18 protein-coding genes and 1 tRNA gene are annotated in these 15,278 nt (G+C 68.8%); 8 read left to right on the top strand and 11 right to left on the bottom strand.

Going from position 1 to position 15,278, the window contains the following annotated elements; all coding sequences use genetic code 11:
• Positions 1-4 precede the first annotated feature (4 nt).
• On the top strand, positions 5-2,359 hold the full coding sequence (locus tag AC1RRR_RS06850) for a thiamine pyrophosphate-binding protein (protein ID WP_492811576.1): 2,355 nt from the start codon (positions 5-7) through the stop codon (positions 2,357-2,359).
• Here AC1RRR_RS06850 and AC1RRR_RS06845 read toward each other — a convergent pair.
• The 4 genes from AC1RRR_RS06845 to AC1RRR_RS06830 are packed head-to-tail and all read right to left on the bottom strand — an operon-like array spanning position 2,356 to position 3,962.
• Positions 2,356-2,712, bottom strand: coding sequence for a nuclear transport factor 2 family protein (locus AC1RRR_RS06845; protein ID WP_492811575.1), 357 nt, complete (start codon positions 2,710-2,712; stop codon positions 2,356-2,358). The genes AC1RRR_RS06850 and AC1RRR_RS06845 overlap by 4 nt on opposite strands.
• Entirely contained in the window at positions 2,709-3,080 is a 372-nt protein-coding gene (locus AC1RRR_RS06840; protein ID WP_492811574.1) for a nuclear transport factor 2 family protein, read from the bottom strand. Before AC1RRR_RS06840 ends, AC1RRR_RS06845 begins: the two co-directional genes overlap by 4 nt.
• A gap of 6 nt (positions 3,081-3,086) precedes the next feature.
• Complete coding sequence (locus tag AC1RRR_RS06835) at positions 3,087-3,461, bottom strand: nuclear transport factor 2 family protein (RefSeq protein WP_492811573.1); 375 nt, start codon at positions 3,459-3,461, stop codon at positions 3,087-3,089.
• Between the two features lie 3 nt (positions 3,462-3,464).
• Positions 3,465-3,962, bottom strand: coding sequence for a c-type cytochrome (locus AC1RRR_RS06830; protein WP_492811572.1), 498 nt, complete (start codon positions 3,960-3,962; stop codon positions 3,465-3,467).
• A gap of 280 nt (positions 3,963-4,242) precedes the next feature.
• On the opposite strand from AC1RRR_RS06830, the gene AC1RRR_RS06825 reads away from it, so the two are divergent.
• The 3 genes from AC1RRR_RS06825 (at position 4,243) to AC1RRR_RS06815 (ending at position 5,735) form a co-directional block, all read left to right on the top strand.
• Positions 4,243-4,743: a GcrA family cell cycle regulator gene (locus AC1RRR_RS06825; protein WP_492811571.1), complete on the top strand. Its 501-nt coding sequence runs from the start codon at positions 4,243-4,245 to the stop codon at positions 4,741-4,743.
• 63 nt (positions 4,744-4,806) lie between these two features.
• Positions 4,807-5,016, top strand: coding sequence for a hypothetical protein (locus AC1RRR_RS06820; protein WP_492811570.1), 210 nt, complete (start codon positions 4,807-4,809; stop codon positions 5,014-5,016).
• 191 nt (positions 5,017-5,207) lie between these two features.
• A complete protein-coding gene (locus AC1RRR_RS06815; protein WP_492811569.1) occupies positions 5,208-5,735 on the top strand; it encodes a MarR family winged helix-turn-helix transcriptional regulator in 528 nt (175 codons plus the stop codon).
• A 9-nt stretch (positions 5,736-5,744) separates the two neighbouring features.
• On the opposite strand, the gene arfB is transcribed toward AC1RRR_RS06815, so the two are convergent.
• From arfB to amaB, 4 genes are all read right to left on the bottom strand, one after another.
• Positions 5,745-6,167 (bottom strand): alternative ribosome rescue aminoacyl-tRNA hydrolase ArfB, encoded by a 423-nt coding sequence (gene arfB, locus AC1RRR_RS06810; RefSeq protein WP_454716787.1) that lies wholly within the window; start codon positions 6,165-6,167, stop codon positions 5,745-5,747.
• On the bottom strand, positions 6,164-6,628 hold the full coding sequence (locus AC1RRR_RS06805; RefSeq protein WP_492811568.1) for a YaiI/YqxD family protein: 465 nt from the start codon (positions 6,626-6,628) through the stop codon (positions 6,164-6,166). The genes arfB and AC1RRR_RS06805 overlap by 4 nt, the downstream gene beginning before the upstream one ends.
• A gap of 38 nt (positions 6,629-6,666) precedes the next feature.
• A tRNA-Thr gene (locus AC1RRR_RS06800) sits at positions 6,667-6,741 on the bottom strand.
• Between the two features lie 65 nt (positions 6,742-6,806).
• On the bottom strand, positions 6,807-8,324 hold the full coding sequence (gene amaB, locus AC1RRR_RS06795) for an L-piperidine-6-carboxylate dehydrogenase (protein ID WP_492811567.1): 1,518 nt from the start codon (positions 8,322-8,324) through the stop codon (positions 6,807-6,809).
• A gap of 96 nt (positions 8,325-8,420) precedes the next feature.
• Between amaB and folD the strand changes: the two genes are divergently transcribed.
• Genes folD through AC1RRR_RS06780 form a run of 3 tightly spaced genes read left to right on the top strand, consistent with a single transcriptional unit; the run spans position 8,421 to position 11,093 of the window.
• Entirely contained in the window at positions 8,421-9,314 is an 894-nt protein-coding gene (folD, locus tag AC1RRR_RS06790) for a bifunctional methylenetetrahydrofolate dehydrogenase/methenyltetrahydrofolate cyclohydrolase FolD (protein WP_492811566.1), read from the top strand.
• Positions 9,314-9,673 (top strand): c-type cytochrome, encoded by a 360-nt coding sequence (locus AC1RRR_RS06785; protein WP_492811565.1) that lies wholly within the window; start codon positions 9,314-9,316, stop codon positions 9,671-9,673. The genes folD and AC1RRR_RS06785 overlap by 1 nt, the downstream gene beginning before the upstream one ends.
• A 13-nt stretch (positions 9,674-9,686) precedes the next feature.
• Complete coding sequence (locus tag AC1RRR_RS06780) at positions 9,687-11,093, top strand: D-arabinono-1,4-lactone oxidase (protein ID WP_492811564.1); 1,407 nt, start codon at positions 9,687-9,689, stop codon at positions 11,091-11,093.
• 4 nt (positions 11,094-11,097) lie between these two features.
• On the opposite strand, the gene AC1RRR_RS06775 is transcribed toward AC1RRR_RS06780, so the two are convergent.
• From AC1RRR_RS06775 to AC1RRR_RS06765, 3 genes are all read right to left on the bottom strand, one after another.
• Positions 11,098-11,583, bottom strand: coding sequence for an Hpt domain-containing protein (locus tag AC1RRR_RS06775; RefSeq protein WP_492811563.1), 486 nt, complete (start codon positions 11,581-11,583; stop codon positions 11,098-11,100).
• A 116-nt stretch (positions 11,584-11,699) separates the two neighbouring features.
• Positions 11,700-12,482: an NAD kinase gene (locus AC1RRR_RS06770; protein WP_492811562.1), complete on the bottom strand. Its 783-nt coding sequence runs from the start codon at positions 12,480-12,482 to the stop codon at positions 11,700-11,702.
• A 43-nt stretch (positions 12,483-12,525) separates the two neighbouring features.
• Positions 12,526-13,611 (bottom strand): DUF2336 domain-containing protein, encoded by a 1,086-nt coding sequence (locus AC1RRR_RS06765; protein ID WP_492811561.1) that lies wholly within the window; start codon positions 13,609-13,611, stop codon positions 12,526-12,528.
• Positions 13,612-13,773: 162 nt separating this feature from the next.
• Here AC1RRR_RS06765 and glpK point away from each other — a divergent pair, with 162 nt between their 5' ends.
• Positions 13,774-15,264 (top strand): glycerol kinase GlpK, encoded by a 1,491-nt coding sequence (gene glpK, locus AC1RRR_RS06760; protein ID WP_492811560.1) that lies wholly within the window; start codon positions 13,774-13,776, stop codon positions 15,262-15,264.
• Positions 15,265-15,278 lie beyond the last annotated feature (14 nt).

The following is a 15,278-nucleotide window of genomic DNA, read 5'->3' as shown; positions in this document are numbered from 1 at the left end:
AAGCATGGCTGATGGCCATCTGACGGCCAAGCGGCAGGAAATCGCTCTGCTGCGCCGTCTCGAGGAACGGATTCTGTGGTTGGCGGCGTGGACGATCCACAACGCCAACCATCTCCGCGAAAGCCGCGATGGCCTGAAGGTCGGTGGACACCAGGCCTCCTGCGCCTCGATGACCACGCTGATGACGGCCCTCTACATGAAGGCGCTGCGGCCGCAGGACCGGGTGGCGGTCAAGCCGCACGCCAGCCCCGTCTTCCACGCCATCCAGCACCTGTTCGGCCGCCAGAGCCTTGAGAACCTCAAGCGCTTCCGGGCGCTGGGCGGGGCGCAGTCGTATCCCTCGCGCACCAAGGACGTGGACGACGTCGACTTCTCGACCGGCTCGGTGGGGCTGGGCGTGGCCATGACCGCCTTCGCCTCGCTGACCCAGGACTATCTGGCGGCGCGCGGCGCGGTGAAGCCGGAGAAGATGGGCCGGATGATCTCGCTGCTGGGCGACGCCGAGCTGGACGAGGGCAACATCTACGAGGCCCTGATCGAGGCCTGCAAGCATGACATCCGCAACACCTGGTGGATCGTCGACTACAACCGCCAGAGCCTGGATGCGACCACTCAGGACCGGATGTTCACCCGCTACGGCGAGATCTTCGAGGCCGCCGGCTGGACGGTCGAAACGCTGAAGTGGTCCAAGCGCCAGCGCGAGGCCTTCGCCAAGCCGGGCGGAGACAAGCTGCGCGAATGGATCGAAACCGCGCCGAACGACCTGTTCTCGGCCCTGACCTACCAGGGCGGCGCGGCCTGGCGTGAGCGACTGAATGCCGACCTGGAGGGTAGTCCCAAAACCCTGGCCCTGATCGCGTCCTACAAGGACGTGGACCTCGCTGAGCTGATGACCGAGCTGGGCGGCCACTGCCTGGAGACCCTGCTGGAGGCCTTCGAGAAGGCGGGACAGGACGACCGGCCGCGCTTCTTCATCGCCTACACCGTCAAGGGCCTGCGGCTGCCGTTCCAGGGCCACAAGGACAACCATGCCGGCCTGATGACGCCCTCCCAGATCGCCGAGCTGCGCGAGCGTCTCGGTGTCGTGGAGGGCGAGGAGTGGGATCCGCTGTCGGGCCTGTCGGCTGCCGAACGCACGGCCCTGAAGGGCCTGGTCGCGCGCGCGCCGTTCGCCAAAGAGGTCGAGCGCCAGCATATCGCGCCAGCCATCCCGACGCCCGCGGCCGACGAGCTGCTGGCCGCCGTCGCCGGCGGGGGCGAGCAGTCGACCCAGGCCGCCTTCGGCAAGGTGATGTTCGAGATCGCCGCTCGCAAGGACGAGTTCGCCGGCCGAGTGGTGACCACCTCGCCGGACGTGACGGTGTCGACCAACCTGGGCGGCTTCGTGAACCGCCGGGGCGTCTTCCAACGCCGCGCCCATGACGACGTCTTCAAGCGCCGCCGCATCCCCTCGGCCCAGGTCTGGTCCAAGGCCGAGACCGGTCAGCATGTCGAGCTGGGCATCGCCGAGAACAACCTGTTCATCGCCCTGGCGGCGCTGGGCCTGACCGCGCCGCTGTTCGGCGAGCGGCTGTTCCCGGTCGGGACCCTGTACGACCCCTTCATCGCCAGGGGTCTCGATGCCCTGAACTACGCCTGCTACCAGGACGCCCGGTTCCTGCTGGTCGCCACGCCCTCGGGCCTGACGCTGGCCCCCGAAGGCGGCGCGCACCAGTCGATCAATGCGCCGGTCATCGGCATGGCCCAGCCGGGCCTTGACACCTACGAGCCGGCCTTCGCCGACGAGACGGCGGTGCTGATGGCGCATGCGTTCGAGCGTATCCAGGCGACGGACGGCTGCTCGACCTATCTGCGCCTGTCGACACGGGTGCTGCAGCAGCCCGAGCGGACGGACGACGCCTGGCGCCAGGGCGTGATCGACGGAGCCTATTGGCTGAAGCCTCCGGCGCCCGGTGCACGCCTCGCCTTGGTCTACAGCGGCGCCCTGGCCCCCGAGGCCCTGGCGGCGTTCGAGGCGTTGGCCGAGGACATGCCCGAGGCCGGCCTGCTGGCTGTCACCTCGGCCGACGTGCTGCATCGCGACTGGACCGCCTCGGGCCGCGCCCGCTGGACCGGGGAGGGCGCTCGCGTCTCCACGATCGAGACCCTGCTGGCCCCGCTGGATCGCGACGCCGGCCTCGTCACCCTGACCGACGGCTCGCCGCTGGCCCTGTCGTGGCTGGGCTCGGTGCGCGGGCAGCGGGTGCGAGCCCTGGGCCTGGAGGTCTTCGGCCAGTCCGGCGACCTGCCGGATCTGTACGGGAAGTACCGCCTGGACGCTGAAGCCATCCTGGACGCTTGCGCCGACCTGCTGGCCTAGAACCCGCCGACGATCGTCATGCCCGTCAGCAGGCGGTCGCGGAAGTGATAGGTCAGGGTCGCGCGGGTGTCGGTCCAGACGTGGCCGTCGGGGCTTTCCACAGAGTACTGGGCCTCGACCGTCAGGGCGTCGGCGGTCTCTTCCAGCACCCGGATCAGCTGGATGTTCGGCACGATGGTCGCGAAGATGTGGGCGAACTGGGCCATCGTGGCTTCCAGGCCGACGAAGGGCGAGCCGCTCTCCAGCGTGTCGGGCCAGGTCACCTCGGGATGCAGCGCCGCGCGGATGCCCGCCAGGTCTTGGGCGTTGAAGGCCTCATAGGCCTCTTCCAGCACGGCCAGCAGCGCGCTCATGGTTCGTTTCCGTCCCGACCGCTGTCGTCGACGTCCTGCTCGGCGATCAGCCCCCGGTCCAGACGATACCAGACCGTGATCACATCGTCCTGCCAAAGCCCGCCGCCGGGGCCGCGCGTGACGATGTGCAGGCGGGCGCGGACGCGGTCGTCGGGTTCGCGCGTGAGCGTGATCGCGGTCAGCTCCACGCGAACGGCTTCGAACAGATGGACGAAGTGGGCGCGGATAGCGTCCAGGCCTTCCAGCATGCCGCCTTCGAGCGGATCGGCGAAGCGGGCGTCAGGCGCGTAGCACGACACGGTCGCGTCGAGGTCCCGGGCGTTGATGGCCCTTAGCAGCTGCGCGATCCGATCTTCGTCGGGCGTCATGGGCCTTCAGTCCGAGTCCCCCCTGGAACCCACATCCATGCGCCAGAAAAGGCCGTCGCGGAGCGTGTAACAATGCCGCACGCACATGTCCGACCACAGCTGGCCATTGCGGTTCCAGACCACCTGGTTGGCGTCCACGATGATGCGGTCGTCGTCATCCAGATGGACCTCGACCGGCGTGGTCTCCACCCGGATCGCGGCGTCGTTATAGGCCCAGTACGCGCGAACCGCCTCGGGCGAGGTCAGCACGCCGCCCCGCGTGGCGTCCGGCCACTGCAGGTCCGGCGCGACCAGGGCGCTGAACGCCGCGAAGTCGCGCCGCTGGTTGGCGTCGTAGAGGCGCTGGACCAGCGCCTCGATCTCGGGCGGGGCCGGGCGCATCGCTTACGGAGCCGGTTTGTAGCCGGTCTCGACCTTCAGATAGGCGATCAGGTCGATGCGGTCCTTGGCGTCGTGGATGCCCGCGAAGGTCATCTTGGTGCCGGGCAGGAATTCGCGCGGGCTCGACAGCCACTTGTCCAGGTGCTCGGCGTCCCAGGTGAAGCCGGCGCTCTTCACCGCCTCGGAATAGGCGTAGCCGGGCTTGGAGCCGACCTTGCGGCCGAAAACGCCATAGAGGTTGGGGCCGGTCATGTCCGGGCCACCTTCGGTGATGGTGTGGCACGAGCGGCAGAAGGCGAACTTGCTCTGGCCGTTCGACAGGTCGCCGGTGTTGTACGGGGCGGGGAGGGCGGCCAGGGCCGCGGTCTGGTCGGCGTCGGTCACCTTGGGCGCGGACGCCGGTGCGTCGGCGGGGGCGTCGGCCGAGCTGCCGCCGTCCTTCGAGCAGGCTGAAACGGTCAGGCAGAGGGCCGCGACGACGGCCAGTTTCACAGTACGCATGATGGTCCCCGACTGACGTTTCGCCGCACGGTCTGCGACCGCGCGACGCATTCCAAACCCTTATAAAATCAGGGCCGCGGGCTTGTCACGGAACAATGTTCCTTAATCTAAGCTTGGCCGCGCCCCTGCGACAATCGCCGGTATCTACGTGATTCTTCACACGAAAAGTGAAATCGCAAACCGTGGGTCTGCACATAACTGTTTGACGAGCGTTAACCATAAAATCTACCACTTTTCTCACCGGAGCGGGCTGGCTCCGGACGGGCAGGGAAGAACGACCATGGACTGGAGCGAAGAGCGGACCGCCACCCTCAAGAAGCTGTGGCTCGAAGGCCTCAGCGCGAGCCAGGTGGCCCGTCAACTGGGCGGCGTCAGCCGCAGCGCGGTGATCGGCAAGGTCCACCGCCTGGGCATCACCGTCCGCGAAGTTCCGGTGCGCCAGCGCGTCACCAGCGTCCGCGTTCCGTCGCGGATCCCGGCGCGCCGGCCGACCCGTGAGACCACCGCCGCGCCCCACGTCGCGCCGCGCCTGGAACGCACCGAAGAAGACCTGCTGCCGACCTCGGGCATCCTGGAGCTGGGCGCCCACTCGTGCCGCTGGCCGATCGGCAATCCGGAAGGCGACGACTTCGGCTTCTGCGGCCGCCCCAAGCTGACCAGCCGCGGGTCCTACTGCGAGCAGCACACGGCCGGCGCCTTCCGCCGCCTGGGCAACGCCAAGGCTGTCGAGGCCTGGGCGCTGAAGGGCCTCAAGGAACGCGTCCAGCCCAGCCAGATCTAGGCTCGGCTCCCTTCCTTCCGCACGACTTTCTCATTTTCCTCGAGATCACCGAGTAGAACCCCCATGAACATGGTCCTGATCGAGAACGCCGCCGGCAGCAGCCAAGTGATCACCATCATCGAGGAGTTCGCCGGCCACTCGGTGTCGCGCGATCTGAACCCCGGCGACCACGCCAGCATCCCCGTCACCCAGTTCAAGTCGATCACCGTCCGTGAGACGTATCCGGACGATTGGTTGACCCGCGGCGTCACCCGCAACCGCGCCGCCGCCTGACCTAGGGGCTCGCGCCTGAGACCGGTAACACCGGGCAAGCGCATTTCACCGCTCGGGTTTCGCGCTTAAATTGAAACAGATGACCCCGCGAAGCCTTTCGCGGGGTTTTTCGTTTGGCCTAGGGGCGCCGCAGATTGCGTGACCGTTAACCTTATGAGACACAGAGCGCCGCTTTGGGGGGCGAAACGACTATGCGTAAGGGGGATGAGCGCGCCGGCTTGGTCGAGGACCACGCCCTGCCGCTGCCGAGCTATCTGAGCTACTTGCTTTATCAGACCGAGCAGCATCGCCGCGCGGTCGCCGCCGACCTGTTGGCGCAACACGGCCTGACCTTCGCCAAGTGGGTGGCGATGATCTCTCTGCGTCGGTTTGGGGACCTGTCGATGACCCGGCTGGCCAAGCTGGCGGCCACCGATCGCACGACGCTGACCCGTTCGATCGACAGCCTGATCGCCGACGGCCTGGTGGCGCGGGAAGCCTCGCCCAGCGACCGTCGGATCGTCGTCGTGTGCCTGACTGACACCGGTCGCAACCTGCTGGAAAAGATCCGCGGCGAGATCCGTCCGCTGAACCGCGAGATCTGCGCCAATCTGACCCCGGAAGAGCAGGCGGCCATGACCGGCTACCTGCAGAAGATGCTGACCGGCCTGATCGTCGAACCGGAATGGAAGCAGGACGTGATCGGGTTCAGCACCCCGGCGCCGCCGGAAACCGCCTAAAGCGACGGCCTAGTCGTCGAACTTCACCCGTCCGCGTCCGGACTTCACGGTCCCGCGCTTGGCCTTACCATCCAGGCGTTTGAGCTTGCTGGAATAGGTCGGCTTGGTCGCCTTGCGGGGCTTGGGCCGTTCGGTCGCGCGGCGGATCAGGTCGACCAGGCGCTCCTGGGCGTCCTGGCGGTTCATTTCCTGCGAGCGCGAGCCTTGCGAGAACAGGATCAGCACGCCGTCCTGGGTCAGGCGGCTGCCGGCCAGCGTCTCGAGCCGCGCCTTGACGTCCTCGGGCAGGGCCGGGGAGTTGCGGACATCGAACCGCAGTTCGATCGCCGTCGAGGTCTTGTTGACGTGCTGGCCGCCGGGACCCGAGGCGCGCGTGGCCTTCCAGACCAGCTCGTCCTCGTCGATCCGCAGCCAGGAGGTGATCTCGATCATCGCGGCGGGCCCGCGCGCTTGGCCTTGACCACCAGCTGGTCCAGGGCCTGCAGGAAACGCGAGCGGTCGGCGTTGGCGAAGGCGGCGGGGCCCTTGGTGACCTCGCCCATCGAGCGCAGGTGCTCGCCGATGGACCGTGAGGCCAGGGCCGAGCCGATCATGTCGGGGCTAAACACTCGGCCGTTCGGGGCCAGCGCCGCGCCGCCGGCCTTCAGCACCCGGTCGGCCAGGGGGATGTCGTTGGTCACCACCACGTCGCCCGGCCCGCAGCGCTCGGCGATCCAGTCGTCGGCCACGTCGGGGCCGGCGTCGACCACGATCTGCTCGATCACCGGGGTCGCGGGCACGCGGATCCAGCTGTTGGACACCACGAAGGTCTTGAAGCCGTGGCGTGCGGCGACCTTGTAGGCCTCGTCCTTGACGGGGCAGGCGTCGGCGTCGATGAAGAGGATGGCGGTCATCGACCTGAAGCCTACCGGAAAGGGGACCTGGAAGAGAATGGTGCCGGCTGAGGGGATCGAACCCCCGACCTTCGGTTTACAAAACCGCTGCACTACCGCTGTGCTAAGCCGGCGTTTCATGGGTCGATGACCCGAGGCAGGGCTTATGCCGTCTGCCGGGGCGGACGGCAAGAGCGCCTCACAGATCGAACCGCACCCCCTGAGCCAGCGGCAGGGCACCCGAATAGTTCACCGTCGCGGTCTGGCGGCGCATGTACTGCTTCCAGCTGTCGGAGCCGCTCTCGCGGCCGCCGCCCGTCTCCTTCTCGCCGCCGAACGCGCCGCCGATCTCGGCGCCCGAGGGGCCGATATTGACGTTGGCGATGCCGCAGTCGCTGCCGGCGGCCGACAGGAAGGCTTCGGCCTCGCGGACGTCGTTGGTCATGATGCAGGAGGACAGGCCTTGCGGGACGTCGTTCTGGATCGCCACGGCCTCGTCGAAGTCGCTGTAGGGCAAGACGTGCAGCAGCGGCGCGAAGGTTTCGCGCTGCATGCACGGGGCGGGAGCGGCGTGGCGGGCGAGCGCAGGGCGCACATAAAAGGCGTCCGGATGCTGGTCGATCAGCAGGCGCTCGCCGCCGCTGACGGTCCCGCCCTCGGCGCGGACCTGGTTTATGGCTTCGACGAAGACGTCATAGGCGGCCTTGTCGATCAGCGGGCCGAGCAGCGTGTTGGTCTCGCGCGGATCGCCGACAGGCAGGCGCTGGAAGGCCGTATCGACCGCGTCGGCGACCTTGTCGACCAGGCTCTCGTGGACGATCAGCCGGCGCAAGCTGGTGCAGCGCTGGCCCGCCGTGCCGGCCGCCGAGAAGACGATGGCGCGCAGGGCCAACGACAGGTCGGCCGAGGGCGTGACGATCATGGCGTTGTTGCCGCCCAGCTCCAGGATCGAGCGGCCGAAACGTTCGGCGACCAGGGGCGCGAGCGCCTTGCCCATGCGGGTCGAGCCTGTGGCGCTGACCAGCGGGATGCGCGGGTCGCGGGCCAGGCGCTCGCCGGCATCGCGGCCGCCCAGGACGACGCTGGTCAGGCCGTCGGGCGCGTCCCCGAAGCGGTCCAGGGCGCGCTGCAGGATGGCGTGGGTCGCCAGCGCCGTCAGCGGCGTCTTCTCGGACGGCTTCCAGATCACCGGATCGCCGCAGACCAGCGCCAGGCACGCGTTCCACGCCCAGACGGCGACCGGGAAGTTGAACGCGCTGATCACCAGCACTGGCCCCAGTGGGTGCCAGGTCTCGCGCATGGTGTGGCCGGGGCGTTCGGAGGCGATGGTCAGGCCGTGCAGCTGGCGGGAGAGGCCGACGGCGAAGTCGCAGATGTCGATCATCTCCTGGACTTCGCCGGCCGCCTCCGAGGCGATCTTGCCGGCCTCCAGGGTGACCAGGGCGGCGAGGTCGGCCTTGGCGGCGCGCAGTTCTTCGCCGAACAGGCGGACCAGTTCGCCCCGACGCGGAGCGGGAACGATGCGCCAGGCGGCGAAGGCATGGCAGGCGGCCGAGACCTTGGCGCCGATCTCGCGGGCGTCGTCGAAGGGGACGTGGGTCAGGACCTGGCCGTCGATCGGGCTGCGCACTGGATGGCCGCCGTCGGCGGGCAGGGCGGGGACGCCGAGCTTGCTCAGCAATTCGCGGGCATGGGCGTCGGGAGAGGGCTGGGTCATGGCCCGAGCACACGCCGGCGCCGGAGGATGGTCAACCCCTCGGCGTTGCGAGTCTCGTCTCCAAACGGTAGGGACGGGCCAAGCAGGAGATCGACCATGGCCCAGGGCAAACTCATCGACGGCAAGGCCTTCGCGGCCGATCTGCGGGCCAAGGTTGCCGAGGAGGTCGCGGCGCTGAAGGCCGAGCATGGCCTGACCCCCGGCCTGGCCGTCGTACTGGTCGGCGAGGATCCGGCCAGCCAGGTCTATGTTCGCAGCAAGGGTCAGCAGACGGAAGAGGCGGGGATGTACTCCGAGACCCACCGCCTGCCGGCCGAGACCACCCAGGACGAGCTGCTGGCCGTGGTCGCCAAGCTGAATGCCGATCCGAAGATCCACGGCGTGCTGGTGCAGTTCCCGGTGCCGCCGCACATCAGCCAGATGGACGTCGTGGCGGCCCTGTCGCCGGACAAGGACGTCGACGGCCTGACCGTGACCAATGCCGGTCGCCTGGCCAGCGGCCTGCCGGCCCTGGCGCCCTGCACGCCGACGGGCTGCATGATGCTGATCAAGGACGTGATCGGCGACGTGAAGGGCAAGAACGCCGTGGTGATCGGCCGCTCGAACCTGATGGGCAAGCCGATGGCCCAGATGCTGCTGGCCGCCGACTGCACGGTGACCATCGCCCACTCGCGCAGCCAGGACCTGCCGGGGATCGTGCGCCAGGCCGACATCGTCGTGGCCGCCGTCGGTCGGGCCGAGATGGTCAAGGCCGACTGGATCAAGCCGGGCGCGGTCGTTATCGACGTCGGCATCACCCGCTTCCCGGCCCGCGATCCCGAAGCCGCCGCGGCGGGCAAGACCCGGCTTGTCGGCGACGTCGCCTTCGACGAGGTTAGGGAAATCGCCGGCGCCATCACGCCGGTTCCGGGGGGAGTCGGGCCGATGACCATCGCTTGCTTGCTGGCCAACACGCTGACGGCGGCCAAACGCCTGTCGGGGATCGCCTGATGCGGAGGGCGTTCGTCGTTCTCGCGTCCGCCCTTTTTCTCACCGCCTGCGGGGCCAAGACCCCGCCGCCGCCTACGCCTGAACAGGCGGCGGCGCTGCGCCCGACCAACGCCAAGCTGGCTGGCCTCTACGAGACCTCGTGCCATGCCTGCCACGCCACGCCGGGTACGGGCGCGCCGCTGGTCCATGACCACGCCGCCTGGGACCCGCGCTGGAAGCAGGGCGAGGCGGTGCTGCTGGACCACACCATCCAGGGCTTCAACGCCATGCCGGCCACCGGACAGTGCGTGGCTTGCACACCGGACGACTTCCGGGGTCTGATCCGATTCATGGCGGGGCGCGAAGACTCCGGCAAATAGGCGAGGAGCGGGCATGATCTCCAGGCGCGGAGCCCTGATAGCGGGCGGAACCGGAGCGGCTGTGGTCGCGAGCGGCGGTGTCGCCGCCTACAAGGTCGCCACCGGGGACAAGCCCGAACCGCCGTCGCCGGCCTCGGTAAACGCCGAGGGCAAGCTCTTGTGGCGAAACTGGTCGGGCGTGCAGCACGCCTATCCCGCCGCCCGCCTGGCCCCCAAGGACGAGGACGAATTGGCCACGGCGCTCAAGGTCGCCCAGGCCCCGATCCGGCCCGTTGGCGCCGGCCACTCCTTTACCGCGCTGGCCCCCACCAGCGGGACCTTGGTGTCGCTGGACGCCATGTCCGGCATCGTTGGCTGGGAAGGCGACGAGGCGGTCATCCGCACCGGCACGCGGCTCGGGGCGCTCGGCCCGTTGCTCGCCGAGAAGGGCCGGGCGCTGCCGAACCTGCCCGACATCAACAAGCAGTCGCTGGGCGGCGCCCTGGGCACCGCCACCCACGGCACGGGCCAGAAAATCATGGCCATGCACGGCGACGTCACAGGCCTGAGACTTGTGACGCCCTCGGGCAAGGTCATCGACGCCGACGCGACCAAGAACCCCGAGGTCTTCCAGGCCGCTCGCGTCTCGCTGGGCGCGCTGGGCGTGATCAGCCAGGTGCGGATGCGCACCAGCGCCAACCGCCGCCTGCGCCGCAAGGTCTGGCTGGAGCCGTTCGATGAGGCCCTGGCCAACGCCGAGGCCCGCTGGGCTCAGCACCGCAATTTCGAGTTCTACGCCGTGCCGTTCACGGGGCTGGCGGCCAATATCAGCCACGACGAGACCGACGATCCGGCCCTGGACCGGGGTCCCGACCAGGACACCGAGTTCCTGCTGGCGCTGCGGGGCCTGCGCAACCTGCTGGGCTTCGCCACGCCGCTGCGCAAGGCCGCCGCCAAGGCGCTGCTGTCGACCGCCAAGCCCGAGACCGCCGTCGACGAGGGCTGGAAGCTGCTGTCGACCGAGCGTCCGGTGCGCTTCAACGAGATGGAATTCCACCTGCCGGTCGAGAACCAGCTCAAGGCCCTGCAGGAGGTTGTCGCGACCATCGAGAAGGAGCGTCCCGACGTCTTCTTCCCGATCGAGGTGCGGCGCATCGCGGCTGACGACGCCTGGCTGTCGCCGTTCCAGGGCGGGGTGCGCGGCTCGGTGGCGGTGCACGCCTACTACCGCGACGACTTCACGTTCCTGTACGAACTGATCGAGCCGATCTTCCGCCGCTACGACGGCCGGCCGCACTGGGGCAAGCTGCACACGCTGAACGGCGGCCAGCTGGCGGCGATCTATCCGCGCTGGAAGGACTTCCTGGCCGTGCGCCAGGAACTGGATCCGGAAGGCCGGATGCTCAATCCGTATCTGAAGGGGCTGTTCGGCCTGTCCTAGCGGATCAGGCCGCAGCGCCCAGATATTCGGTGACGCGGGCTTCCAGCTCGGTGACCAGGGCCTTGCCCACGGGGTGGGTGTCGACCTTGATGTCGTCGCGGACGCAGGCCTTGATCGCGTCGATGTGGGCGTCGACCAGGAACATCGGCGCCGACAGGCGGGTGTCCGGATCGTCGATCAGCTTGCACAGCGAGGCCGACAGGCGCGTGATCAGCGGGAACTCGTAGGTCGCGCCGAGGCCCTTCAGGTCGTGAGCGCGAAGGTACAGCGTCTCGACCGTCTGGGCGTTGAGGCCCTCGGTGCGAACGCCCAGGCGAGCGGCTTCCAGCTTGGTGATTTCGTCGTTCAGCCATTGGGCGAAGTTGCCCGACAGGCTCTTCAGAGCGGCCTCGGCCTTGGCGATGGCAGCCATGTCGATGCCGCCACGCCCGCCCACCTTGAGCTTGAGCATATTCGGCACCTGAATGACTTCAGCGGTCTTGTTCGTCACGGAGCGCCTCCCCAGTGGCGGATAGTTGAGTACCGCTAACATAGCAGGCGTTAACATTGGATGAGACCGTCGTTTCCCGCGACCCAACGTCTCAGGGGGCGGGCGAGATCTTCAGATCAGGCCGAGAACTGTTCGGCCAACACTCTCTCTTCCAGGCTGCGGCCGGCGTCGAACAGCATGGACAGCGAGGTGCCGCGATCCTCGGAGATGTGGACCTCGATCACGTCGCGGACCTCGAAATTGTCCGCCACCGCACTAACCGGACGCTTGTCGGCTTCCAGGATTTCGAAGGTGACGCGGGACGACTGCGGCAGCAGGGCGCCGCGCCAGCGGCGAGGGCGGAAGGCGGAGATCGGCGTCAGCGCTAGCACCTGGCCGTCGATCGGAATGATCGGGCCGTGGGCGGACAGATTGTAGGCCGTCGAGCCGGCCGGGGTGGCCAGCAGGGCGCCGTCGCACACCAACTCGCCCATCCGCACCTTGCCGTCGATCGAGATGCGCAGCTTGGCGGTCTGGCGGGTCTGGCGCAGCAGCGAGACCTCGTTGATCGCCAGGGCCCGGTGCTGGGTCCGGCGCGAATCGATGGCGACCATGGCCAGCGGATGGATGACGGCGCGCTCGGCGGCGTTGATCCGCTCCAGGAGGTCGTCCTCGCTGTACTCGTTCATCAGGAAGCCGACCGAACCGCGGTTCATGCCGTAAATCGGCGTCTGGGTGGCGATCGCCTCGTGCAGGGTTTCCAGCATGAAACCGTCGCCGCCCAGGGCCACGATGACCTGGGCGTTCTCGTCGCCGACGTCGCCGTAGCGGGCGGTCAGGCGTTCACGCGCTTCGATGGCCTCGGGCCGGTCGCTGGCCTTGAACGCCAGGCGAGTCACGATCGGTTGCGGCTGGTACATGCGGCCAAGTGGCGGGAACGCCGCCGCCTTGTCAAACCACAGATCAGGCCTGGCCGACGGCCTGGCGGAAGGCCATGCCGGCGATGTCCGGCGTGAAGGGGCCAAAGGCGCTGGCGGCGCGGCGCACGCCCTCGTCACCGCCGCCCGGACGGCCGCCGTTCAACTGGCGGACGTGTTCCAAGATGGTCGGGAAGACGCTGCGGTCGATGCCCACGGCCGAGCAGGCCAGGGCCAGCAGTTCGGGGCGGCCGCTGTCGATGGCGCGGCGGATCTGGGCGGATTCGAACTTGCCCAGGCGCGCCAGGGCCATGACGAACAGCTGCAGCCGGCCTTCACGCAGCACGCGCAATAGGTAGCCGGGGCGCAGCTGGCCGGCGGAGTCGAGCTTCTCGATCAACGAGCGCTCCATCTCCTCGCGGTCCTCGTCCTGTTCGACCGGGCCGACCTCGTCATCGTTCTCGCCACGATGTGCGGCGCGCAGGGCGTCGTTGACCGCCGCCTGCATCTTGGCCGGATCCAGGTGGAAGCGAGTCGCCAGCGCGTCGCGCAGCGCGCGGCCGACCAGCAGATAGAGCTGCTCGGCCAGGTCGCTGGACAGCCTGGGATGGCGCGCCAGGGGCGAGCGCAGGGCGACGACCTCGCGCGAGCGGCTCACCAGGCGGCCCATGGCGTCGGGCGAGATTTCGGCGGTCTCGTTGGAGGCCAGGGCGGTCAGCACGGCCGGCTCGTCGCGGCTGATGATCGCCTCGACCACGGCGCCGGGCAGGCGCGGGCGGCGGGCGATCTCGATCTGGTGTTCCAGGGTCGCCTGGACCAGCAGGCGGATCAGGTCGTGATCCTGCAGCACCGGGCTGCGAGCGATGATCGGCCGGGCGATGTCGATCTCGTCCAGCGCCATGATGTTGATCAGCGCCGAGGGCGCCCAGTCGGCGTCGGCCAGGCGTTCGGACAGGCGATGACGGATGTCGCGCTCGGCCTCGACCACCAAGGTCATGAAGATCGAGTTCAGCAGGGCCTGGATGTCGGGGTGGGTCGGCTCGCCACGCGCCTGGCCGGCCTCGCACAGGTCGATGATCCCCGTGAGCAGACGTTCACGGTCTCCGGCCTCGCGACTGCGGGCCAGCTTCAAGAGCGATGCGATCTCGACGGCTTGGATGGCCCGCCTCCTTCGAATCCGGAAGACCGGATGAGGATGACCTTGCCGTCCCCAAATGAAAACATGCTTAAACGGAACAAAGACGCCGACGCAGCGTATCGCGTCGAGATGTCGCAAGCTTGAGCGGAGGCGCGTGTGGCCCAAGATCTGATTTTGGCCCTGGACCAGGGCACGACCAGCACCCGGGCCATCCTGTTCGACCGCGCCGGCCAGCCGTTGGCCGAGGCTACGCGGCCCTTGCGCCAGAGCTATCCGAACGACGGCTGGGTCGAGCACGACGCCGAGGAGATCTACGCCGCCTGCGTGGCGGTGCTGCGCGAGGCTTCGGAGAAGTCGGGCCGCGCCGAGCACATCGCCGCCATCGGCATCACCAACCAGCGCGAGACGGTGGTGATCTGGGACCGCAAGACCGGTCGCCCGATCCATCCGGCCGTCGTCTGGCAGGACCGCCGCACCGCCGAGGTCTGCGCCCGGCTGAAGGACGCGGGTCACGAGCCGCGCGTCACCGAGGTCACGGGCCTGCTGCTGGATCCGTACTTCTCGGGCACCAAGATCGCCTGGATCCTCGACAAGGTCCCCGGCGCGCGGGCTCGGGCCGAGGCGGGCGAGCTGCTGGCCGGCACCATGGATTGCTGGGTGATCTGGCGGCTGACGGGCGGGGCCGTGCACGCCACCGACGCGACCAATGCCTCGCGCACATTGCTGTTCGACATCGCCGGCCAGGACTGGTCGGCCGAGATGCTCGAGCTCTTCAACGTGCCGGCGGCGCTGCTGCCCAAGGTGCTGGACTGTGTCGACGACTACGGCGCGTCGAAGGCCGAGGTGCTGGGCCGCGAGGTGCCGATCCGGGGTGTGGCCGGCGACCAGCAGGCGGCGCTGATGGGGCAGGGGTGCGTGGCACCCGGCCAGATGAAGGCCACCTATGGCACCGGCTGCTTCATGCTGATCAACACCGGCGAGGAACGTCCGATCTCGCGCTCGCGGCTGCTGACCACGGTGGCGGCGCGGGTGAACGGCAAGACGACCTACGCCTTGGAAGGCTCGATCTTCGTGGCCGGCGCGGCGATCCAGTGGCTGGGCGAAGGCTTGGGCATCACTGGCGGCCCGCGTGCGGCCGAGGCCTTGGCGCGTGCGGCCAAGGCCGATCACGGCGTCGTCGTGGTGCCGGCTTTCACCGGCCTGGGCGCGCCCTGGTGGGACGCCAATGCGCGCGGCGGGATCTTTGGCTTGACCCGCGACGCCGGCCTGCCCGAGATAGCGGCCGCCACCTTCGACAGCTGCGCCCTGCAGAGCTGCGACCTGATCGAGGCCATGCGGGCCGATGCGCCCACGGCGTTCGGCGAGGCGGCGCAGCTGCGGATCGACGGCGGCATGTCCAAGAGCGCCTGGTTTTCGCAGCGCCTGGCCGACCTGACCGGCATCTCGGTCCGTCGGGCCAGCTACCAGGAGATGACGGCGCTGGGCGCGGCCCTGTTCGCCGGGGTGGGGGCGGGGCTCTACGCCTCGGTCGAGGAGGCGGCGGAAGTCAGCCCCGCCGCCGAGACCCTGACACCCTCGATCAAGGATCACGAGCGCGAGGCGGCCTACGCCCGCTGGCTGGACGCGGTGCCCCGTATACGACTTTAGTCGTACTGCGGATT

Source organism: Caulobacter sp. GW821-FHT12D05 (genome assembly GCF_058807295.1).
Note: the sequence above shows the minus strand (reverse complement) of the source record. Positions and strands in the feature narration are given on the sequence as shown.